17 protein-coding genes and 1 riboswitch are annotated in these 21,847 nt (G+C 66.4%); of the genes, 9 read left to right on the forward strand and 8 right to left on the reverse strand.

Features of this window, described 5'->3' with window-relative positions; genetic code table 11:
• Positions 1-131 precede the first annotated feature (131 nt).
• A riboswitch (cobalamin riboswitch) is annotated at positions 132-356 on the forward strand.
• 122 nt (positions 357-478) lie between these two features.
• The 5 genes from GTZ99_RS01840 (at position 479) to uvrA (ending at position 8,104) form a co-directional block, all read left to right on the forward strand.
• A complete protein-coding gene (locus GTZ99_RS01840) occupies positions 479-2,380 on the forward strand; it encodes a TonB-dependent receptor plug domain-containing protein (protein WP_161716571.1) in 1,902 nt (633 codons plus the stop codon).
• 11 nt (positions 2,381-2,391) lie between these two features.
• On the forward strand, positions 2,392-3,297 hold the full coding sequence (locus GTZ99_RS01845) for an ABC transporter substrate-binding protein (protein WP_161716572.1): 906 nt from the start codon (positions 2,392-2,394) through the stop codon (positions 3,295-3,297).
• A complete protein-coding gene (locus tag GTZ99_RS01850; RefSeq protein WP_161716573.1) occupies positions 3,294-4,292 on the forward strand; it encodes a FecCD family ABC transporter permease in 999 nt (332 codons plus the stop codon). The genes GTZ99_RS01845 and GTZ99_RS01850 overlap by 4 nt, the downstream gene beginning before the upstream one ends.
• Positions 4,289-5,071 (forward strand): ABC transporter ATP-binding protein, encoded by a 783-nt coding sequence (locus GTZ99_RS01855; RefSeq protein WP_161716574.1) that lies wholly within the window; start codon positions 4,289-4,291, stop codon positions 5,069-5,071. Before GTZ99_RS01850 ends, GTZ99_RS01855 begins: the two co-directional genes overlap by 4 nt.
• A gap of 117 nt (positions 5,072-5,188) precedes the next feature.
• Positions 5,189-8,104, forward strand: coding sequence for an excinuclease ABC subunit UvrA (gene uvrA, locus GTZ99_RS01860; protein WP_161716575.1), 2,916 nt, complete (start codon positions 5,189-5,191; stop codon positions 8,102-8,104).
• Between the two features lie 13 nt (positions 8,105-8,117).
• Here uvrA and GTZ99_RS01865 read toward each other — a convergent pair whose 3' ends face one another.
• The gene (locus GTZ99_RS01865) at positions 8,118-9,032 is read right to left on the reverse strand and encodes a glycosyltransferase (protein WP_161716576.1); all 915 of its coding nucleotides are present in this window, start codon (positions 9,030-9,032) and stop codon (positions 8,118-8,120) included.
• A gap of 213 nt (positions 9,033-9,245) precedes the next feature.
• Here GTZ99_RS01865 and folE point away from each other — a divergent pair, with 213 nt between their 5' ends.
• Positions 9,246-9,866, forward strand: a complete 621-nt coding sequence (gene folE / locus GTZ99_RS01870; protein WP_161716577.1) for a GTP cyclohydrolase I FolE — start codon at positions 9,246-9,248, stop codon at positions 9,864-9,866.
• Between the two features lie 89 nt (positions 9,867-9,955).
• Here folE and rlmN read toward each other — a convergent pair whose 3' ends face one another.
• The 6 genes from rlmN to GTZ99_RS01900 form a co-directional block, all read right to left on the reverse strand.
• Complete coding sequence (gene rlmN / locus GTZ99_RS01875; RefSeq protein ID WP_161716578.1) at positions 9,956-11,224, reverse strand: 23S rRNA (adenine(2503)-C(2))-methyltransferase RlmN; 1,269 nt, start codon at positions 11,222-11,224, stop codon at positions 9,956-9,958.
• 63 nt (positions 11,225-11,287) lie between these two features.
• The gene (locus GTZ99_RS01880) at positions 11,288-11,791 is read right to left on the reverse strand and encodes a hypothetical protein (RefSeq protein ID WP_161716579.1); all 504 of its coding nucleotides are present in this window, start codon (positions 11,789-11,791) and stop codon (positions 11,288-11,290) included.
• Between the two features lie 55 nt (positions 11,792-11,846).
• Positions 11,847-13,181 carry an ammonium transporter gene (locus GTZ99_RS01885; protein ID WP_161716580.1) on the reverse strand — a complete coding sequence of 445 codons (1,335 nt, stop codon included), beginning with the start codon at positions 13,179-13,181 and terminating at the stop codon, positions 11,847-11,849.
• A 286-nt stretch (positions 13,182-13,467) separates the two neighbouring features.
• Positions 13,468-13,656, reverse strand: coding sequence for a hypothetical protein (locus tag GTZ99_RS01890; protein ID WP_161716581.1), 189 nt, complete (start codon positions 13,654-13,656; stop codon positions 13,468-13,470).
• Positions 13,657-13,668: 12 nt separating this feature from the next.
• Positions 13,669-14,181, reverse strand: a complete 513-nt coding sequence (locus GTZ99_RS01895) for a GreA/GreB family elongation factor (RefSeq protein ID WP_161716582.1) — start codon at positions 14,179-14,181, stop codon at positions 13,669-13,671.
• Between the two features lie 46 nt (positions 14,182-14,227).
• On the reverse strand, positions 14,228-16,552 hold the full coding sequence (locus tag GTZ99_RS01900; RefSeq protein ID WP_161716583.1) for a lytic transglycosylase domain-containing protein: 2,325 nt from the start codon (positions 16,550-16,552) through the stop codon (positions 14,228-14,230).
• Between the two features lie 138 nt (positions 16,553-16,690).
• Between GTZ99_RS01900 and dapA the strand changes: the two genes are divergently transcribed.
• From dapA to GTZ99_RS01915, 3 genes are all read left to right on the forward strand, one after another.
• Complete coding sequence (gene dapA / locus GTZ99_RS01905; RefSeq protein WP_161716584.1) at positions 16,691-17,572, forward strand: 4-hydroxy-tetrahydrodipicolinate synthase; 882 nt, start codon at positions 16,691-16,693, stop codon at positions 17,570-17,572.
• Between the two features lie 164 nt (positions 17,573-17,736).
• On the forward strand, positions 17,737-18,660 hold the full coding sequence (locus GTZ99_RS01910) for a CmcJ/NvfI family oxidoreductase (RefSeq protein ID WP_161716585.1): 924 nt from the start codon (positions 17,737-17,739) through the stop codon (positions 18,658-18,660).
• 318 nt (positions 18,661-18,978) lie between these two features.
• On the forward strand, positions 18,979-19,578 hold the full coding sequence (locus GTZ99_RS01915; protein ID WP_161716586.1) for a TetR/AcrR family transcriptional regulator: 600 nt from the start codon (positions 18,979-18,981) through the stop codon (positions 19,576-19,578).
• A gap of 13 nt (positions 19,579-19,591) precedes the next feature.
• Here the strand turns inward: GTZ99_RS01915 and GTZ99_RS01920 are convergent, their stop codons facing one another.
• Positions 19,592-21,550 carry a GGDEF domain-containing protein gene (locus GTZ99_RS01920; RefSeq protein ID WP_320076613.1) on the reverse strand — a complete coding sequence of 653 codons (1,959 nt, stop codon included), beginning with the start codon at positions 21,548-21,550 and terminating at the stop codon, positions 19,592-19,594.
• Positions 21,551-21,847 lie beyond the last annotated feature (297 nt).

Below are 21,847 nucleotides of genomic sequence, written 5' to 3' on the forward strand. Positions count from 1 at the left end.
GCGGTTATTCATGGGCTTGGACGCGTTTGGCGGGCCTGTGCGGGGTGTGGACCTATCTCTTTCGCACTTGCGAAGGGGCTGTGTCGGGTCTATCGGGCCGGCACGCCACCGGTGCCCCGAGAGGGGCGAGAGGCGCAGGAGGGCTCGCCAATCAGCGAATCCCCCCGCGCCAAAGAGGGAATTCGGATCATGCGGCCGGGCCATGCGCCCGACGTCATGGCACCGAAGCTGCCCCCGCAACTGTATCCGGCAGCGCGCCTTATTCGTGCCACTGGCCCCGCAAGCGGGCTGGGAAGGCCAAGGATCGCGCCATGACCCGGAGTAGCCAGGAGACCTGCCGGCGTGCGGTCGTTCAGCGCCGGGCGGGGTGTACCGGAGATGCAGCGCGATGCCGCCTTGGTAGGCTGTGCCCATGGGGGGCGCGGCGGGCGGCCTCTCTCGCCACGAGCGGCTTTTCGTTCGTTGAGTGAGGGTTACAATGCAACATCGTTATTTCGTCGCGGCCTCGGTTGTGGGGCTGATCGGGGCTGTGCCGGCGGCGCGCGCCGAAACCATCGCCGCCCCTGCGGCTGAAACCGAAATCACCGTGCTGGCCACTGGCCACAGCGCCCCGGTTGACCTGTCGGGTCAGGCGATCACCGTGGTGGGCGCAGAGGAACTGGCGCAGATTCAGGGCGCCGACATCGCCCGCGTGCTGAGCCGCCTGCCCGGTGTGTCGGTCAACCGCAGCGGCACGTTCGGTGGCCAGACCGCCGTGTTCGTGCGCGGCGCACAGTCCGAGCAGTTGGCCGTGCTGGTCGATGGGGTCAAGGTCGAGGATATCTCGGCTCCATCGGGCGGCTATGACTTTGGCGGGCTGATGTCGGGGGACATCCAGAAGGTCGAACTGCTGCGTGGTTCGAACTCGGTGGTGTGGGGTTCGAACGCGATTGGCGGCGTGCTGGGCATCACCACGCGCGAAACCAATGGCCTGCAGGGCAGCGTCGAATATGGCAGCAACGGCACATGGAGCGCCGAGGGCGGGGCGGGGATCAAGCGTGACCGCTATGCCGTCTCGGTCAACGTGGGCAAGGTGTCGAGCGATGGCATCTCGACCATGTCGAGCGTGGCCGGCGCCAACCCCTTCCGCCAGTTACGCCTGAGCGGCAAGGCCCGCCTGAACCTGGCCGAAGGGCTGAAGCTGAGCGCGCAGGGCCGCTATGTCGATGGCCGCCTGTCGATCGACAGCTATACCGGCTATGACCCGGTCACCTATGCCTCGATCTATGGCAATATCGGCGAATATCAGATCAATCAGCAGGCTTCGGGCCGGGCCGCGCTGGAATTCACGCGCCGCGCCTTTGGTCTGACGCTGGGCGGATCGGTGGCCGATCAGCGCCGTGGCTATTTCTACAGCGGCGATGCCCAGCCCTATCAGACCTATATGGGCCGCACCAATCGGCTGGACCTGACCGGCTATGCCGTGCTGCCCGCCGGCTTCCGTCTGGACTTTGGCGCGGACACCGAATGGGCGCGGGCGCGCACCTATTACTATGGGCCGGGCCTGTCGGCACAGACGCGCTTGTCTTCGGGCCATGCGCTGCTGGGCTGGACGCAGGGCCGCGTCGCGCTGGCCGCGGGCGTGCGGGTGGATGACCATTCGCAATTCGGCATCCACACCAGCTTTGGCGCGAACGGGTCGGTGACGGTGCTGGACGGCTTGCGCCTGCGCGCTTCCTATGGCGAAGGTTTCAAGGCGCCGACGCTGTACCAATTGCTGTCCGATTACGGCAACAAGGCATTGGCTCCCGAAACCAGCCGGTCGTATGACGCGGGCGTGGAATATGGCCGCCGCGATGGCCGCGTACATGGCGCGCTGACCTGGTTCCACCGCGACACCACCAACCAGATCGACTTTGTGTCGTGTTCGTCGCTGGGCCTGTGCGCATCGCGTCCCTATGGCGTCTATGCCAACACCGGCCGCGCCCGCGCCGAAGGCATCGAGATCGAGGGCGGTGTGCGTCCGACCAGCGCGCTGCACCTGACCGCCACCTATACCCATCTGCAAAGCCAGAACCGCACGGTGGGCAATGCCAATTACGGGCGCGATCTGGCCCGCCGTCCGCGCGACATGCTGACGCTGGCAGGCGATGTGACGGTGCTGTCGGGCTTTGATCTGGGGGCTGATGTCCGCATGGTGGGCGACAGCTTTGACAATGCGGCCAATACGGTGCGGCTGGATTCCTATGTGCTGGTGGGCCTGCGGGCGGCATGGCAGATGGGCCACGGCATCGAACTGTATGGCCGGATCGAGAACCTGACCGATGCGCGCTATACGGTGGTATCGGGCTATAACACGCCGGGCCGCAGCGCCACCATCGGGGTGCGGGCCAAGCTGTAAGGAGGCAGGCGATGCGGCGCGGGCCGGAACGGACAGGGCAGGGCAGGCTGGCGGCGGTGGGGCTGCTGGCGGGCCTGGGCCTGTGCGTTGCGGCCTGCGCGCCGGGCACGGGGCAGGGGCGGGCCGATACCGCTCCGCGCCTGCCCCGTGTTGTCAGCCAAAACCCCTGTACCGATGCCTTGGTGCTGGAACTGGCCGATCCGGCGCAGGTGCTGGCGGTGTCGGCCTATAGCCATGACCGGATGCAAAGCTCGACCGACGTGGCGGTGGCGCGGCGGTTCCGCGCGGTCAGCGGCAGTGTCGAGGAAGCCTATGGGCTGCATCCCGATCTGGTGCTGGACGGCAATTATGCGGCCCCCGCGACGGCGGCGGCCTATGCCCGGCTGGGCTTGCGGCGCGAGGCTTTTGCCATGCCCGCCACGATTGCTGAAAGCGTGGCGCAGGTGCGGCGCATGGGCGCCCTGTTGGGCCACCCCGACCGGGCCGAGGCACTGGTGGAACGGATCAACGCGGCGGTGCGTGCGGCTGCGTCCTCCGCGCGCCGCCCGCGCGCGCTGATCTGGCAGGGGGGCGGCCATGTTGCCGGGCCGCAGACGCTGATCGCCGATCTGGTCGCCCATACGGGGATGGTCTCCTTCGGGGCCCAGCGCGGCTATCTGCAATCGCAAATCCTGCCGCTGGAGCGCGTGCTGGCCGATCCGCCCGATCTGGTGCTGGCCATTGCCCATGCGCCCGCGCAGGACCGCGTGTTGAACCATCCCGCGCTGTCCGCCATGCGCAGTCCGGTCAGCGGGCGGGCCATGCCGGTCTATACCGTGCCGCCCAGACTGGAATATTGTGGCGGGCCAACCATCCCGCTGGCGCTGGATCAATTGGTGCGGATCCGCGCCACCTATGTACAGGACCATATGCGATGACCCGGCTGAATGGCTTGTTGGCGATGGTGCTGTTGCTGGCGGCGGGAGTGTCGCTGTTGGCCGGGCCGGTATGGGTCAATCCGCTGGCGCTGTCACAGGACGGGCGCGTTGCCGCCATCCTGATCGAATTGCGCCTGCCGCGCGTGTTGCTGGCCGTGGCGGTGGGCAGCGGGCTGGGCGCGGCGGGAGCGGCGATGCAGGCCTATTTGCGCAATCCGCTGGCCGATCCGGGGCTGTTCGGCATCGCCCCCAGCGCGGCGCTGGGCGCGGTGGGGGCGATCTGGCTCGGCGCGGCGGGTGTGCCGGTGGGGCCGTGGGGCGTGCCGGTGCTGGCGCTGATCGGCGCGGGCGGGGCGATGGCCTTGCTGGGGCTGATCGCGGCGCGGGGGGGGGCGATCCTGTTCACGCTGGCCGGGATGATGATCGCCAGCCTTTCAGGCGCGTTGACCAGCCTGGCGATCTCGCTCTCGCCTTCGCCCTTTGCCCTGTCAGAGATCGTCGCGTGGCTGATGGGGGCGCTGGCCGATCGGTCATGGACCGATGTCTGGGTGGCGCTGCCGCTGTCCTTGCTGGGGACGGCGTGTTTCGTGCTGGTGGCGCGTGATCTGGACGCGATGAGCCTGGGCATGGCGGCCGCCCGCTCGCTGGGGGTCGAGCCGCGCCGGTTGCAGGCTTTGCTGGTGCTGGGCGTGGGGCTGAGCGTCGGGGGCAGCGTGGCGGTGGCGGGGATCATCGGCTTTGTCGGGCTGGTGGTGCCGCATCTGTTGCGCCCGCTGACCGACCGCCGCCCGTCCAGCCTGATCCTGCCCAGCGCGCTGGGCGGGGCGCTGTTGCTGGTGGTGGCCGACAGCCTGTGCCGGTTGTGGCCGCTGGCGGGGGGCGAATTGCGGCTGGGCATTGCGCTTAGCCTGTTGGGCGCGCCGTTTTTCCTGACGCTGTTGTGGCGGATGCGCGCGCGCGGATTACAGGCGGGCGCTACGGGAGGCTGGATATGAGCAGCGGGCAGCCGCGCGACGAATTGAGCGCCCAGGGGGTGCAGGTGGCGGGGCGTCTGGCGGATGTCAGCCTGACGCTGGCACCGGCGCAGGTGACGGCGATCTGTGGCCCCAATGGGGCGGGAAAATCCACCTTGCTGGCCGCGCTGACCGGGCTGTTGGTGCCGCAGGACGGGCGGGTATGGCTTAACGGCGGCGAATTGGCGCAAATGGCTGATCGGGACCGCGCGCGTGCCATCGGCTATTTGCCACAGGCGGGCGAAGTGGCGTGGGACTTGTCGGTCCGGGCGCTGGTTGGGCTGGGGGTGATGCCTTGGGCGGCGGCGCCTTTGCGACCCGGCATTGGCGTGGCGGAACAGGCCGCGCGGGTGGACAGCGCGCTGGCCACGATGGACCTGATGGCGATGGCGGACCGCGCCGTCTCCACCCTGTCTGGTGGTGAGCGCGCAAGGGCGCTGTTGGCGCGGGTGCTGGCGGGGCAGCCGCGCTGGATCCTGGCGGACGAGCCGCTGGCCCATCTGGACCTGTCGCACGCGCGCACATTGATGGCCGCGTTGCGGGCGCAGGCGCGGCGCGGCGTGGGCGTGGCGGTGGTGGTACATGATCTGACGATGGCGATGAACCATGCCGCGCGCGTGGTGGTGATGCACGAGGGTCGGATCGTCGCCGATGGCCCCCCGGTCGAGGCGCTCTCGCCCGATGTGCTGCACGAGGTCTGGGGCGTGCGCGGCCGGTGGCTGGGCGATGTGGGCGAATGGGCGCTGGCGATCAGCGGCTGAAGTCGGCCCGCAGGGGCACTTGTCGTGGGGCGGGCAGGGCGGCACATAGGCGGCCAATCGCTGCGCTGGCGAATCCGCCCCTTGCGCTGCGCGAACAAATCTGGAACACCGCCACCCATGAGTCTGACCCATATCACCGTGCGGGGCGCCCGCGAGCATAACCTCAAGGGCATCGACATCGCCCTGCCGCGTGACAAGCTGATCGTGATCACCGGCCTGTCGGGGTCGGGCAAATCGTCGCTGGCGTTCGACACGATCTATGCCGAGGGGCAGCGGCGCTATGTCGAATCGCTCTCGGCCTATGCGCGGCAGTTTCTGGAGATGATGCAAAAGCCGGACGTCGAGCATATCGACGGCCTGTCGCCCGCCATTTCCATCGAGCAGAAGACCACCAGCCGCAACCCGCGATCCACCGTCGCGACCGTGACCGAGATTTACGATTACATGCGTCTGTTGTGGGCACGGGTGGGGGTACCTTATTCGCCCGCCACGGGCCTGCCGATTGCGGCGCAGACCGTCAGCCAAATGGTCGACCGGGTGATGGCCCTGCCCGAAGGGACGCGGCTGTACCTGCTGGCGCCCGTGGTGCGTCAGCGCAAGGGCGAGTACCGCAAGGAAATCGCCGAGTGGCAAAAGGCAGGCTACACCCGCCTGCGCGTCAATGGCGAACTGGTGGCGATCGAGGACGCGCCCACGCTGGACAAGAAGTTCAAGCATGACATCGAGGTGGTGGTCGACCGTATCGCGGTGAAGGATGGCATCCAGAGCCGGCTGGCCGACAGCTTTGAACAGGCGCTGAAACTGGCCGAAGGGCTGGCCTATGTCGATCTGGCCGAGGGCGTGGTGCCCGGCCGTGAGGAGGAGGCGGGCGCAGGATCAAAGAAGAAGGGCGCGCAGTTGAAGGGCGCCGGGATCCCCGCCAACCGCATCGTCTTTTCCGAGAAATTCGCCTGTCCGGTCAGCGGCTTCACGCTGGACGCGCTGGAGCCGCGCTTGTTCTCGTTCAACGCGCCGCAGGGGGCGTGTCCGGCCTGTGACGGTTTGGGCGAGAAGCTGTTGTTCGACCCCCAGCTGGTCGTCCCGAACGAGGCGTTGAGCATCAAGGAAGGCGCGGTGGTGCCTTGGGCCAAATCGAACCCTCCCTCACCCTATTATATGCAGGTGCTGACCAGTCTGGCCAAGCATTACGGCTTTGGCATCGAGACGCCGTGGGCCGATCTGCCGGTCGAGGTGAAGATCGTCATCCTGTACGGCACGGGCAAGGCGCCGGTGCCGCTGACCTTCATGGACGGCAAGAAGCTGTACACCGTCACCAAGCCGTTCGAGGGCGTGATCGGCAATCTGCAGCGCCGCATCCTGCAAACAGACAGCGCGTGGATGAAGGAGGAACTGGGCAAGTTCCAGACCTCGCAGCCGTGTGAGGTGTGCGAGGGCAAGCGCCTGAAACCCGAAGCTTTGTGTGTGAAGGTGAGCGATAGCGATGTCGCCAGCGTCACGCGCCTGTCGGTGTCGGACGCGCTGGCGTGGTTCTCGACGCTGAACGAGCGCCTGACCGACCAGCAGCAGCAGATCGCCAAGGCCATACTGAAAGAGATCAACGAGCGGCTGGGCTTTTTGAACAATGTCGGGCTGGATTACCTGAATCTGGACCGCACCAGCGGCACGCTGTCGGGCGGCGAATCGCAACGTATCCGGTTGGCGTCACAGATCGGCAGCGGCTTGTCGGGCGTGCTCTATGTGCTGGACGAACCCAGCATCGGCCTGCACCAGCGCGACAATGACCGGCTGCTGGAAACGCTCAAACGCCTGCGCGATCTGGGCAATACGGTGATCGTGGTCGAGCATGACGAGGACGCGATCCGCCATGCCGATTACATCGTCGATCTGGGCCCGGGCGCGGGGGTGCATGGCGGCGAAGTGGTGGCCCAAGGCACGCTGGAGGACATTCTGGCCAGCCCCGACAGCATCACCGGCCAATATCTGACCGGCGTGCGCAAGATTGACGTCCCGCGTGAACGCCGCCCCGGCAATGGCAAATCGATCGTGGTGGAAAACGCCCGCGCCAACAATTTGAAGGGCGTGACGGCGCGCTTTCCGCTGGGGACGTTTTGTTGCGTGACGGGCGTGTCGGGCAGCGGCAAATCGACGCTGACGCTGGACACATTGCAGGCGGGGGCAAGCCGGGTGCTGAACGGGGCGCGGGTGATTGCCGGCGCGCATGATCGCATTACGGGCCTTGAATGGTGTGACAAGGTGATCGAGATCGACCAGTCGCCCATCGGCCGCACGCCGCGCTCGAACCCGGCGACCTATACCGGGGCGTTCGGGCTGATCCGCGACTGGTTTGCCGGTCTGCCCGAGGCGCAGGCGCGCGGCTACAAGGCGGGCCGTTTCAGCTTCAACGTCAAGGGCGGGCGGTGCGAGGCCTGTCAGGGCGATGGCTTGATCAAGATTGAAATGCATTTCCTGCCAGACGTTTACGTGACGTGTGAGGAATGCGGCGGCAAGCGCTACAACCGCGAGACGTTGGAGGTGAAGTTCAAGGGCCACTCGATCGCCGATGTGCTGGACATGACGATCGAGGACGCCGAAAGCTTCTTTGCCAACGTCCCCCCGATCCGCGACCGGATGCATATGCTGAACGAGGTGGGGCTTGGCTATGTCAAGGTGGGGCAGCAGGCTACCACCCTGTCGGGCGGTGAGGCGCAGCGGGTCAAACTGGCCAAGGAACTGGCGCGGCGCTCAACGGGCCGCACGCTCTATGTGCTGGACGAACCCACCACGGGCCTGCATTTCGAGGACGTGCGCAAGCTGCTGGAGGTGCTGCACCGGCTGGTCGATCAGGGTAACAGCGTGGTGGTGATCGAGCACAATCTGGACGTGATCAAGACCGCCGACTGGCTGATCGACATGGGGCCCGAGGGCGGCGTGCGCGGCGGGCAGATCGTCGCCGAAGGCACGCCCGAGCAGGTGGTGGCCAACAAGGCCAGCTTTACCGGCGCCTATCTGAAACCACTGTTGGCGCGGGGCTAGCGGGGGCCGCGTTTCAGGCGGCGGCGCGGACCATGTCCTGCAACACCGCCTGAAACGCCGCGCGTTCGGCCATCAGGCCGTGGCGGCGGGCCTCCCCCTCGGCGTTGGCGATCAACCTTTCGGCCAGCGCGTGATCGCGCAACAGGCGCAGCGCCGCCGCCGCCAGATCGTCGGCCGCCGCAGGAGGCATCAGGCATGTCTCCCCGTCCCGGCAGAACCCCCGATTGCCCAGCGCGTCCGGGCATACCAGCGCACAGCGCGCGGCCATTGCCTCCACCGCTGGCAGGTAAAAGCCTTCCGCCGGGTCGGGCAGGGTGATCGCCACCCGCGCCGCCGCCACCCGCGCCAGATAAACATCACGCGGCAGGGCGCGCGTCAAACAGTCCGCCTCCACCCCCTCGCGCGCCAACAGCGCCGCCACGGACTGCGCCAGATCGGGCGCCTTGACCCCGGCGATCACCACCGCCACCCGTTTGGGCGCGGGGGCACAGGCGCGCAAATCGATTCCCGCCGGAATGGTCATCACCGGGCCGTTTACGCGCCCGCTATCCTCGATCGCCTGCGCCACCGCGTCAGACACACAGATCCGCAGCGCCCGCCGCGACAGGAACGCATGGCGCGGATCGCCCGCCCGCCCGTGACGCACATGCTGGATCAGGTTGATCACCGGCACCCGCGCCTCCAGCCCCTGTGGCAGGGCGTCCCAATCCATTCCGGCCACAAACAGCGCATCGGCGCGTTGCGGCTGCCACAGCGCGGTCAGGCATTCCAGCGCAAAGGGGTGATCGGACAGGCTGTGGGGCGCCAGATACAGGCGCGGGGTGAAATGGGCGCTCGCCTGCGTGTGGGCGATATAGTCCGCCACCTTTTGATGGCCGCCCTGAAAGGCGCGATAGTCCCGATGGAACAGCAGGATGGGGCGTGTCATGCCGTGCATTCTGGACCATCGGCGTGGCATTCGGCCAGTTCCGTTGCCTCCGCCCCGGAGCCAAATAACGTCAGAGCCCCCCGGCCCCTTGGGGCAATGCCCATAGGGGACGCGGGGTGATTTGGGCTTGCGTTGCGCGGACATAGGCGCAAAAGCGGCGGCGTTGGGCGAAGGGCGGATGTGGTGTCCGCCCCCAGCCTTCGGAGAGAACGCATGACCTGCCCCGCCGACGATGACGATTGCCCCGTGGTCCCCGCCGCCAGCGAAAAGCCGCCGGTGCCTGATCATGTGCAGGAGGCGATCCGCACGCTGATCCGCTGGGCAGGTGATGATCCCGCGCGTGAGGGCTTGCTGGACACGCCGGCGCGGGTCGCGCGGGCATGGCGCGAATATTGCGCCGGCTATGCCGAGGACCCGGCCATCCATCTGGCCCGCCAGTTTGAAGAAGTGGGCGGTTACAACGAGATCGTGGTGTTGAAGGACATTCCGTTCCAGTCCCATTGCGAACACCACATGGCCCCGATCACTGGCAAGGCGGCGATAGCCTATTTGCCGCGCGACAAGGTGGTGGGCATTTCGAAACTGGCCCGCGTGCTGCACGGCTATGCCCGCCGGTTGCAGATCCAGGAACGCCTGACGGCCGAGGTGGCGCAGTGCATCTGGGACAATCTGCGCCCGCATGGCGTGGCCGTGGTGATCGAGGCGCAGCATGGCTGCATGACCGGGCGCGGGGTGCGCACGCCGGGCGTGGGCATGGTCACCAGCCGTCTGTACGGCACGTTCCTGTCTGATCCGCGCAGCCGCAAGGAAGTGCTGAGCCTGATGGGTTATTAACCCGCGCAGCGGCCACAGCGCCGCGCATGAAAAAAGGGGGCAGGCCACGCGGCGCTGCCCCTTTTTTGTGTCGGTATCCGGCGTAGCGGTCAGCCCAGCGCGGCCTGCTTTTCCTCGGCCAGACGGTCCAGTTCGGCGCGGCTCATCTTTTGCGCGGTGGTTTTCAACTGGCCACAGGCCGCGTCAATGTCGCGCCCGCGCGGCGTGCGCACAGGGGCGCTGATCCCGGCCTCGAACACGATGTCGGAAAAACGCTTGATCCGTTCGGGCGTACTGCATTCGTAAATCGCGCCGGGCCACGGGTTGAACGGGATCAGGTTGACCTTGGCCGGCAGCTTGTACTGCTTGATCAGGCGGACCAGCTCGCGGGCGTGTTCGTCGCTGTCGTTCTTGTCCTTCAACATCACATATTCAAACGTGATGCGGCGGGCATTCGACGCGCCGGGATAGTCGGCACAGGCCTGCAACAATTCCTCGATGCCGTATTTGCGGTTGATCGGCACGATCTCGTCGCGGATCTCCTTGGTCACGGCATGCAGCGACACGGCCAGATTGACGCCAATATCCTCACCACACTTGGCCATCATCGGCACAACGCCGCTGGTCGACAGGGTGATGCGGCGCTTGGACAGGGCCAGCCCATCGCCATCCATCACCAGCTTCAGCGCGTCACGCACATTGTCAAAGTTATACAGCGGCTCGCCCATGCCCATCATCACGATGTTGGTCAGCAACCGCCCGTCCGAGGAATAGCCGCCATCCTCGTCGACCAGATCGTCGCCCAACTCGCTAAAGTCGGCCTGACCCGCCTTGGGCCATTCGCCCAGCGCGTCGCGCGCCAGCATCACCTGACCCACGATTTCGCCCGGCGTCAGATTGCGCACCAGACGCATCGTGCCGGTGTGGCAGAACCGGCAGTTGAGCGTACAACCCACCTGAGACGAGACGCACAGCGTGCCGCGATCTGCATCGGGGATGAACACCATCTCGAACTCGTGCCCGTCGGCGGTGCGCAACAGCCATTTGCGTGTGCCATCGGTCGAATGCTGCGACACGACAATGTCCGGGCGGCCAATGACAAAGCGTTCGGCCAGCCACGGGCGCATCGTTTTGGCGATGTCGGTCATCGCGTCAAAATCGGTGACGCCACGGTGATAGATCCAGTGGAACACCTGCTTGGCACGCAGCTTGGCGGCCTTGGCGTCCAGGCCCGCTTCGGCCAGGATTTCGGTGATGCGCGGGCGGGGCAGGCCCAACAGGTCGACACGGCCATCGGCGCGGGCGGTGATATCGCGGGCGGTGACGACAGGATCAATATGGCCGGCAATCGGCATCGAGGTGGGAAGGGGGGTGCTCATGCCTGCGGCCCATAGCCGCGAATCGGGCAAAAGGCCAGTATCCGCCAAAACCCGCCCGCCCAATCAGCGTGCCCCCGCGCAGCCCATCGCTGCCGCGTCCATCGCGGTGGGCGCCCCGGTCAGATCGTAATGGTCGGTAAAGCCGCGCCCGTTGCCGCCGCGCGCGCTGATCCGCAGGCCGCTGGCTGATCGCATCGCAGCCAGAATGGCTGCTTCCATCCGCTCGTCGGCCGCCCAGGCCTCACCCCCGCCGCCTACCAGACGGAAGGATTGATCGCCAATGGTCAGCGTGATCGGCCCATCGCCGGGGCGGCGCGACAGGCGCACATGCAATTGCCCGCGCACGCCGCGCTTTGGCCACCACGCCACATCGACATAGGGCTGAAAATCGCCGCGCGCGTCACCCCGTCCGGCATGCGCCATGGCAATGGCATAGCAGCGCGGCACGCCCGCATCACGAAACGCGCCCCATCGGCCAAACATGCCCAGCGAATCGCGCGCGATCGCTCCGGGCGCGGCCACCAGCATCGTCACCATCACGCAAAGGAAAAGGGCCGGGCGTTGCATCACCCGACCCTTTATCATGGCTGGCGCGTCACGCCATGGGATTTAGCGTGGGGGATCAATCCATTTCCCACGCGCGCTCGCCATGGGCGGTGATGTCCAGCCCCTCGCGTTCCTCGTCCTCGGTCGCGCGCATCGGCAACACGCGGGCCAGCCCCCAGGCCAGCACCAGCGTTGCCACCGCCGACCACAGCGCGGTGACACCCACGCCCACGGCCTGACCCAGCAACTGGCTGTTCATGGTCATGCCGGTGGCGTAACCCGTGCCGCCCAGCGCGGGGGCGATGAACACCGCCAGCAGGATCGAGCCGGTCATGCCGCCCACGCCATGCACGGCAAAGACGTCCAGCGAATCGTCCACCTTCCACTTGGCCTTGACCAATTGGATCATCGGGAAACAGATCGCCGTGGCCGCCAGACCAAACAGCGCCGCCGCGCCCGGCGAGACAAAGCCCGCCGCCGGGGTTACCGTCGCCAGGCCCGCCACCGCGCCGGTGGCAAAGCCCACGCTGGTCGGCTTGCCCACATGGATGCGTTCGACCAGAATCCACAGCAAGGCCGCCGCGCTGGCCGCCGTGTGGGTGGCCAGAATGGCGTTGGTGGCCGTGGCATTGCCCGCCAGCGCGCTGCCGCCGTTAAAGCCGAACCAGCCCACCCACAGCAGCCCCGCGCCCAGCATCGTCAGTGACGGGCTGTGCGGCAGCATCAGCGTTTTGGGGAAACCGGTGCGCGGGCCCAGCAGCCAAGCGGCCACCAGCGCCGAAACGCCCGCCGTGGTGTGGACGACGATGCCACCGGCGAAATCCAGCGTGCCAAAGCGGGTGTACATCCACCCGCCGCCCCAGATCCAATGCGCGACCGGGGCATAGACCACCAGCCCCCACAGCGCGCAAAAGCCGATGACCCAGCCAAACCGCGCCCGGTCCACCCATGCGCCCGCCATCAGCGCCGGCGTGATCGCGGCAAAGCACAGCTGGAACAGGGCAAAGGTGTTTTCCGGCATGGTCGTGCCGCTGCGCAGCGGCGCCAGATGGGCCAGCATGGCCGCATCAAACCCGCCCAGCCAGCCATGGCTGACCGGCCCGAACGCCATCGTATAGCCGCAAACCACCCACAGCAGCGAAGCCACCGCCGCAATGCCGCCGACCTGCACCATCACCGACAGGAAGTTCTTGGCCCGCACCAGACCGCCATAGAACAGCGACAGCCCCGGCAGGCACATCAGCAGCACCAGCGCCGAACAGACCATGATCCACACCGTATCCGCACCATTGGCGGCCGGCGCGGCGGTTTGCGCCTGTGCGGCCACCGGCATGGCGGCGGCCAAGACGGCGCTGATCGTCCAGCGGCCAAAGCGCGCGCGCGCGCTGGCGGGACGCAGGGCTTGGCCCATGCTGTGCTGGGACATTTCGCAGGCGGCGGGGCGCGTAACGCGCGCATGCTCACCCCTGCGCGCCTGACGGCTCTGGCGCATTCTTCACAGACTCCTCATCTCGCGGGCCCGTCTGTTGTGGCCATGCGTCCTGCGCCCGGCCGGACAGGCACGGGCCTGAACCTTGGATAGGCGCAGGCATAGGGCCGCAATGCCTGCGCCTCAAGCCCTTTTGCTGACAAATACGTAGCTAAATTTGGCGCAAATCCGGCATTTTTTATGCCGCTTTACGTATGTGGCGGGCGGATCAGTGGTGCAGCACCTGCCACCCCATGAACCCGGCCACCACCACCGCCAGCGCCAGAAAACCGGCGTAAAGCAAGGGATCAGCCCGGCGCGCGTCCTGCGCCCCGCCATCGCGCCAGGCGAGCAACAGGCCCCGCGCCGCCGCCAATGTCAGCGCCAGCGAAAAGATCGGCAGGATCCAGCGTTCCATCGTCCAATGTCCCTATGGCGCGGTGCTGGCGGGGGGATAGGTGATGCTCATGACCTCCCATTCCTTTTCCCCCGAAGGCAGATGGACGCGGCGCAAATCGCCCACCCGCGCGCCCCGCAAAGCCCGCGCAATCGGCGCCGACCAGCCGATCAGCCCCTTACTGGCGTCCTGCTCGTCATCGCCCACCAGCGTCAGATGCTTGCGGTTGTCGTCCTCGTCGGCGATTTCGACGCTGGCGCCAAACAGCACCCGGCTGTGGTCGCTTTGCCTTGCGGGATCAACCACCCGGCACGCCTTCATCCGCCGCGCCAGAAAAGCCAGCTCGCGGTCGATTTCCCGCATCCGCTTGCGGCCATACAGGTAATCGCCATTCTCGCTGCGGTCGCCATTGCCTGCGGCCCAACTGACGATCTCGACGATGGCGGGGCGTTCGGTGCCCAGCAGATGGTCATACCGCGCCCGCAACGCCGCCATGCCGGCAGGGGTGATCGGCGGGCCTTCGGCCTTGGAGGGGATCGCGCTCATCCCCGCGCCCTTGGCCCTGAACGCCGGGCGGGGCAAGTCCCCGCCATCAGCCCGGCCCATCCTTGCCCAGATAGTGGCTGGCGGGATTGGGGCCGCGATACTTCGCCTTGTCGGGATACATCGCCTCATAGCTGACGACGTTCTCCAGCACGCGGGTGACATAGCCGCGCGTTTCGCTGATGGGGATACGCTCAATCCACTGCACCCAATCGGTACCGGGGGTGCGCGGGTCGCCAATCTTGCCCATCCAAGACCGTACATTGCCCGGACCGGCATTGTACGCCGCAATCGCCAGCGGCCAGCAGCCGTCATAAATCTTCATCAAACGGGCAAAGAACGCATCGCCCAGCAGCATGTTGTAGCGCGGATCGCTGGTCAGCATCCCGACCGAGAAATCCACCCCCAGCTTGCGCGCCTGATCGGCGGCGGTTGTGGGCATCAACTGCATCAAGCCCCGCGCGCCCGCGCGGCTGATGGCGTTCTGGGCGAACTGGCTTTCCTGACGGCTGATGGCGTGTACCACCGTCCAGTCGGCGCCATCGGGCGGCAAGATGGTGGGAAACGCCAGTTCGCGGAACGTCAACAGCCCGGCATTGCCCGCCGCCGATCCGGCAATCACCGCCAGATCTCGCCGCCCGATCTGCTGCGCCAGTTCGGCCAACAGGACAAAGTCCAGCTCGGTCTTGCCCTGGCTCGCGATCTCCTTGAAGAAACGGACGCTGGTCTGCCACTCGGTATCGCGCGACACCTCCATCACCGCCTGCACGATGGGCCGCGCCATAAAGGCGGCGCGCTGGGCCGGGGTGGGGGCAACATGGGGCGGATCACGCAACAGCGGCATTGGCCGCCCCAGCCGTTCCAGCGCCAATTGGCCATAGAACTGGTCGGCATATTGCGATGCTTCGGCAAAATAGCGGGTGGCAGCGTCCGCCCGGCCCGCCTGAGACATGGCGCGGCCCGCCCAATAGAACCCCTTGGCCCGCGTCTGGGGCGAGCGCGCCGCCGTGCCATAGCGATAGAACAAGGGTGCGGCGGCAACCGGATCGTTCAACTGCCACAACGCGGACGTGCCCCCCAGCCACATCAGCGTGGTGAAATCATCGCGCACGCCAAAGGCCATCGTGCTGATATCGGCGTTGGGGGCGAACCCCTCGACCGCGTTGGCGGCGATGCGCGCGGCCAGCGAAGGTCCACCCGATTTGGCCGTCACCAGATGCAGCGTCACCCATTTGCGCGCGTCGCCCATGGTCGTTGCCAGCGGCGGGCGCGAGGCCAGCAGCATTGCCGCATCCGCCATCCGCCCGCGCCGGATCAGCGCCCGTGCCCGGTCATAGACATAGCCCGCATCGCGCATGAACGCGGGATCGGCGGGCGGGGCGGCCAGCGGGTCCATCGCGCCGGGCGCGGGCAAAGGCTGTACGGTGGGGGTGGGGCCATCGTCATCGTCCTCGACCGAGGGCTGGGCGGCGGCGCGCGCGGCCTCTGCGGCGGCGACCTGCTCCATCGCGTCAGGGCCGACCATCGGCACATCGGGGCGCGGGGCCGGGGCGGCAGCGCCCAGCGCCTGCAACGCCAGACGCGCCGCGCCCAGACCGCGCAGCGGCGCCGAGGCACGGGCCAGCGCGCGCGTTGCCTGCGCGCTCGACGCGTCCCACAACAGCGCCTGCAACCGCGCATCGTGATCGTCCTGACTCATCCGGCTGCCCCAACGGGCCAGCATCGCGGCCTCGGACCCATCGCTCATCACCCCGCCACGCCATGCCGCGCGGGCGACATCGCCCGCCTCGTGCCGGCCCATATCGGCCAGCGCCAAGGCATAGCGCGCCCGCGCCGGATTGGTCAGCGGCGGGAAGCGGTCAAAAAACGCCACCAGCCGCGCGGTGTCGACATTGGTCAGCGCCAGCGCCTTCTCGGCGGCGCGGCGCATCGCCTCCTCCCCGGGAAAGCCGGGATAGGTCATGACGAAACCGGCGTAGGCGTCAAAGCCCTGATTCTCGGTCCCGGCAAGTTGTTTCCAGCGCGCGATCGCCCCGGCCATCGCCCCACCCGGCGTCGCCAGATGAGCGGCCCGCGCCCGGTCCCACGCATCCATCGGCGGCGGCGGCGGAGGCGTTGGGGCGGCGGGAATCGGCTGCACCATCGGGCTGGGCACCAGATAGGGCGCCTGCGGGGCGGCCTGTCCGGCATAAGGCTGTCCGGTGTAAGGTTGGGGCGGATAAGGCTGGGCGGGATAGGGCGCGGATTGGGCAAAGGCGGGTGCGAATCCGTTCAGCCCCAGCGCCAAAGCCGCCGTTGCAGCGGCCCATCGGCCACGGCCCAACCCCATCGCCGCCCCCTGCGAATCGCGGCGCGCAGGCACGGCCCCGACCATTGTAGAGGTACGTCGATCAATCATGGTGCTGGACATAATGGCCGATGGCTCCTTATCAGGCATGCGTTGATGCGCCCATTCTGGCGGCGAAAAGTTGCGCCGTGTGCTATAGGTGGGCAAACCCTGAGGATAAAGTCCATGTTTTCCGGTTCGATACCCGCTCTGGTGACACCTTTCCGCGACGGGGCGTTCGATGAGCCGACTTTCCGCCGCATGGTGGACTGGCAGATCGAGAACGGCTCGTCGGCGCTGGTGCCCTGTGGCACCACGGGTGAAAACTCCACTTTGTCGAACGCCGAACACCACCGCGTGATCGAGGTCTGCATCGAGCAGGCCGCCGGCCGCGTGCCGGTGATCGCCGGTTGCGGCAGCAATGATACGCAAAACGCGCTGCTGCACATGACTTTTTCCAAAAAGTGCGGGGCGGCCGCCGCGCTGGTCGTGGCGCCCTATTACAACCGCCCGTCACAGGCGGGGCTGCTGGCGCATTTCAGCTATCTGGCCGAGCACAGCGATCTGCCGATCATCCTGTACAACGTGCCCGCCCGCACCGTCACCGATATCAAGCCCGAGACGGTGGTTGAACTGGCCAACCGATTCCCGCAACGCATCATCGGCATCAAGGACGCCAGCGGCGATCTGTCGCGCGTGACTGATCACCGCATGGGGATCACCGGCGATTTCTGCCAATTGTCGGGCGATGATGAACTGGCGCTGCCCTATTCGGCGGCTGGCGGGGTGGGCTGCATCTCGGTCACGGCCAATGTCGCGCCGCGCCTGTGCGCCGATTTCCAGGCCGCCTGCGCCGCCGGCAATCTGGCCGAAGCGCGCCGGTTGAACGACCTGCTCTATCCGCTACACTACGCCATGTTCGAGGACGCTTCGCCCGGGCCGGTCAAGTATGCGCTCAGCCGCGTGCATGCCGATTTCCGCGAGGAACTGCGCCTGCCGCTGGTGCCCTGCAATCAGGGCGCGCGCGATGCGGTGGATGCGGCGCTGGCCAATGCCGGGCTGATCTGATCGGCGCCATCGGCTGGAACGGTGAAAAAAGGCAGGGCGGCGCGGGCTGTCCTGCCTTTTTTGCGGCGCGTCGACGGCTTACACGATTGTATAAATCATCCCATCTGTTACCATCCGCGCCAATGATGCCGCGATGACGCGCGGCGCAAACATGGAGTGGATGCATGGCTACGATGGCGCCCGAGGCGGTGGTGTATGATTCGATCGAGGAAACCGCCCGGCAGACGCCCGCGCTGATCCGTTATCTGGCGCCGGGCGATTTCGTCACCCGCCGCTATGTCCGCGCCGGAGCCGAGATCAACACGGGCGAATACCGCGACTATGACTGCGTAATCCGCGACGGCATGCCGTTCCGCGATCATTTCCAGTTCGACACCCATGGCTTTGTGCTGGGCAAGGGCGCGACCGCGGTGCAGGACTTCTGGAACAACGAGGAGGTCGCCGCGATCTATGACGCCGAGGCGGCGCAGATCATCAAGCGCCTGACCGGGGCCGACCGCGTTGCGCCGCAGGGCTGGATGCGCCGCACCAGCGCCGACCTGTCGGCCCGCGCCGCCGAACAGACGCAGGGCTATCAGCATTCGGGCGGCATCCAGCCCCCGGCCGGCGAGGCGCATGTCGATTACAACACCAAGACCGCCCACAAAGCCGCCGCGCGTATGCACGAGCAGCATTTCGGTACGCCCGATGGCTATGGCCGGTTCATCTGCGTTTCGCTGTGGCGCACGTTCAGCCCCGGCCCGCAGGATTGGCCGCTGGCCGTGTGTGACGGGCGCAGCGTGGGCGATGACGAGGGCAAGTCGAACACGCTGTTTGTCGTCGACCAGTTCCCGCAGGGCGAGGCGCTGACCGCCCCCGTGCCCGGCGAGGACGACATGATCGCCGCCTATATCTTCAATCACCGCCCCGAACACCGCTGGTGGTACTTTAGCAACATGGTTCAGGACGATGTTTTGCTGTTCAAGTTCCACGACAGCGACCACAGCAAGACCTGGCGTTGCCCGCATACCGCTTTTCATGACAACAGTCTGCCCGGCGCGCAGACGCGTTCAAGCATCGAATTGCGCGCGGTGGCATTTTTCGATTGAAGTGTTCCTGTCGAGTTCGATGGGCGGAAAATCCAAAGGGCGCATGATCACGGGTCATGCGTCTTTTTGTTGCGGCGCGGCAGAATCAGTTGCACCGAGCGGGCGACTGTTGTTAGGGAATCGGACAGCATTGCGGGACATGACCGAAATCGGTCTGTGCGCGTTTGGGCCTGTCCGGACGAGCATTGCCGCAGGATTTCGGATTTTGTCTGATGGTTTGCGCGAAATACCGGCGAATAACCATTTGTTCATCGCAAATCCACAGGGCAAATCGTAAAAAGCCTTGATTTCATGCGCTGAATGCCATTCGCCGAGGGTATGGACGAGGCAAGGTTTCCGATAAGCGATCAGCGGCGTAACCGTAACTACGCCGAAACGCATCGCATTCTGATCGAAAAGGCGGTGATGGTGATCACCCGCGATGGGGTGGAGGCGCTGTCCGTGGCGGCTCTGGCCCGTGAGGCGGGGATGAATCGTTCCACCGTTTACTATCATTTCGACAGCCGCGAGGCGCTGTTGTCCTCGGTCAAGGGGTGGTCGCGAGACCAGTTGGCGCAGGGGTTTCATCAGGCGATCGAACGGCGGCAGAAATTGGACAATGTTGTCAATTTCGTCCTGTCCAATCCCGAAGTCATCAAATTGTGGATCGATGATTTCATCGCACCGGGCGACATTCGCGACCGTTATCCCAATTGGGACAGCATGGTTGCGGGGATTTCGCGGGCGATGCAGGCGATCTTCCCTGACGCCGAGGCCGATGCCGAAGTGTGGTGCGTGATGCTGGTCGCCGCCGCCTTCATCGGACCGCGCGTGTTCAAGAATTCCGTCCGCCCCGAGGAGAGCGAGGCGCTGATCGCGCAGCGCTTTGCCCGCGAACAGGCCCGCCTGCTGGCGCTCGATACGCTACGCAACAGCTAGGTTGAAGCGCTGTTCAGCGCGGCGCGCCGGGGATGGTGCGGCGTGGTTGCTGCATCTGCACTGGCGGCAGAGCGGGCTTGGCCGTGTCGTATTCCATGCGTGGCTTTTCACCTTCGCTGGCCGGATGGTCGCTATCGACGATCTGGTCACGGCCATCGGCCTTGGCCTGATACAGGGCCGCGTCGGCCTTTTCATACAACGCCTGCCAATCGCTGATCCGTGCCGCCGTGCCGGTCGCCATGCCCAGCGACGCGGTGATCCGCAGGCCCTCGGGCAAGGCCATCTCGCGCACCGCCGCCAGCAGCGCTTCGGCCAGTTCGGGCGTCACCTGACTGGTCAGCCCCAGCACCGCGAACTCCTCGCCCCCCAGACGTGAGACCAGCCCGCGATGGCTGCCGTGGCGTTGCAGCACCTCGGCCAGACGGCGCAGCACTTCATCGCCCAGATTGTGACCGTGTTCATCATTGACCGATTTGAAATGGTCGATGTCCAGCAGCAACAGGCGCAGCCGCGGCCCGGCTCCCGGTACGCCCAGCAAGGCCCGCTGACGGTCCTCGGCACGACGCCCCCAGCGGCGGCCCGGCACGCTGGCGGGATCATCGGCGGCTTCTGGCCCGGCCAGCAGCGTGCGTTCCAGCAGCGCGCGGCGGTTCAACAGCCCGGTCAACGGGTCGATATCGGCCAGAATGCGGGCCGATTGCTCCTGCGCGCGGGCGGCGTCGCGTTCCTGCACGATGGTCTTGATGCGGATCGCCATGGCCAGCGCGCTCAACAAGGCCTGTGCGGTCATCGCCAGCATGGTCAGATGCTCGAACAGCACGCTCAGGTCGAGCAGGTGCAGCGAATGCAGGATATGCGCCAGGCTGATCGCCGCCGGCACGGCCCAACTGAGCAGCAGAAAACGCGCGCTGTCGTGATTGCGGCGCATGCCGTCGATCAACAGCGCGCTGACCACCACCGGCAAAGGGGCAAAGGCATAGGTGAACAACCGGTCGGCCAGCGGCAGCAGATGCGGCGGCACGACCAGAATCATCACCGCCACCGCCCACAACAGGCGATGTGTCGCCACGCCAGCCAGACGGACATGGCGGCCCAGCCGGTTCCCGTCCAGAAAGTCCTGAAAGAATTGCAGCGCCAGCGCCGCCGTGACGGCAATCGCGGCGTAGTTGAAGCGCAGCCTGTGGTCCATGTCACTGTCGGGCCACAGCAGCGACCAAGCCCCCGAATGCGCCCAGCCATAGGCCATCATGGCCACGGTCATCAGGCAATAGGTCAACTGAAAGCGCTCGCGCACGGGGAGCCAGATCGTCAGGTTATAGATCAGCAGCGCGAAGCAAATCCCCGCATAGGCGCCATAAATCGCCATCTCCAGCAATTCGCCATGGTCGATCGCGGTGTCGCTCATCAACAGGGGCTGGCTGATCGGGCCGTTGCTGTTGATCGCCCCCTCGACGCGCAGCAACACGGCGCGCACCGGCTGATCGGGCGCATCGCCCAGCATGGCCAGCATTCCCAGACGCAGGCTGATATGGCCGCCGATCCGGCTAAGGCCCGAGAGGTGGTGATTGTCCAGCGACACCGCCACCATCCGCCCATCGGCCAACAGCGCGTAGAGTTGCGCGTTCCGTTGCCAGTCGGGCAGGAAACGCAGATGCATCCCGCCCGCGTCCTGGGTGCGGGACTGATCGCCCAGCGTTCCCGACAGGTCCAGACGCACCCAATAGTCCCCCGGCCCGAACTGGTGACTGCTTTGGGTGCAGGTCATCGCGCCCCGGCCTTGCAGCAGGGGCAGCGGGTCATCACCCGTCCGCGCGCGCGCCACGCACGGCATCAGGGCGATGGTCTGACGGGCAAAGGCGGAAGGGGCGCTGTTTGCGCCTGCCACCCAATTCGCTGTCTGGGCATCGCTGCGCTGGGTGGCCTGCATCATCGGCAATTGCCACAGCATCAACAGCGTGGCGATCAACGCCACGACCCAGCCGCCGCGTCCAGCCTGCGCAGGCCGCGAAGGCGCGGGCCCGGTCAGGCCTGGCGCGCCCAGGAATCGGGACAAGGGCGACAGAAATAGGGCTGTTCGCTCGAACATGGTCCCTGGAGTAAACGGTAATGGCTAATATTTGCTGTATGGTTGCACGCGAATTACGCAATTTTGCTTGTATATGCCGCATTTGCCCCACCATGGGGTACCCGCGCGCCGCGCCGGGGCCGATGGCGGCCGCTTGCAGATCGAATGCCTTTTGCCTCTCCCTTTCACTTGGCGTTCAGCTTG

Origin of the sequence: Novosphingobium ovatum, assembly GCF_009909235.1 — a bacterium.
Classification (GTDB): domain Bacteria; phylum Pseudomonadota; class Alphaproteobacteria; order Sphingomonadales; family Sphingomonadaceae; genus Novosphingobium; species Novosphingobium ovatum.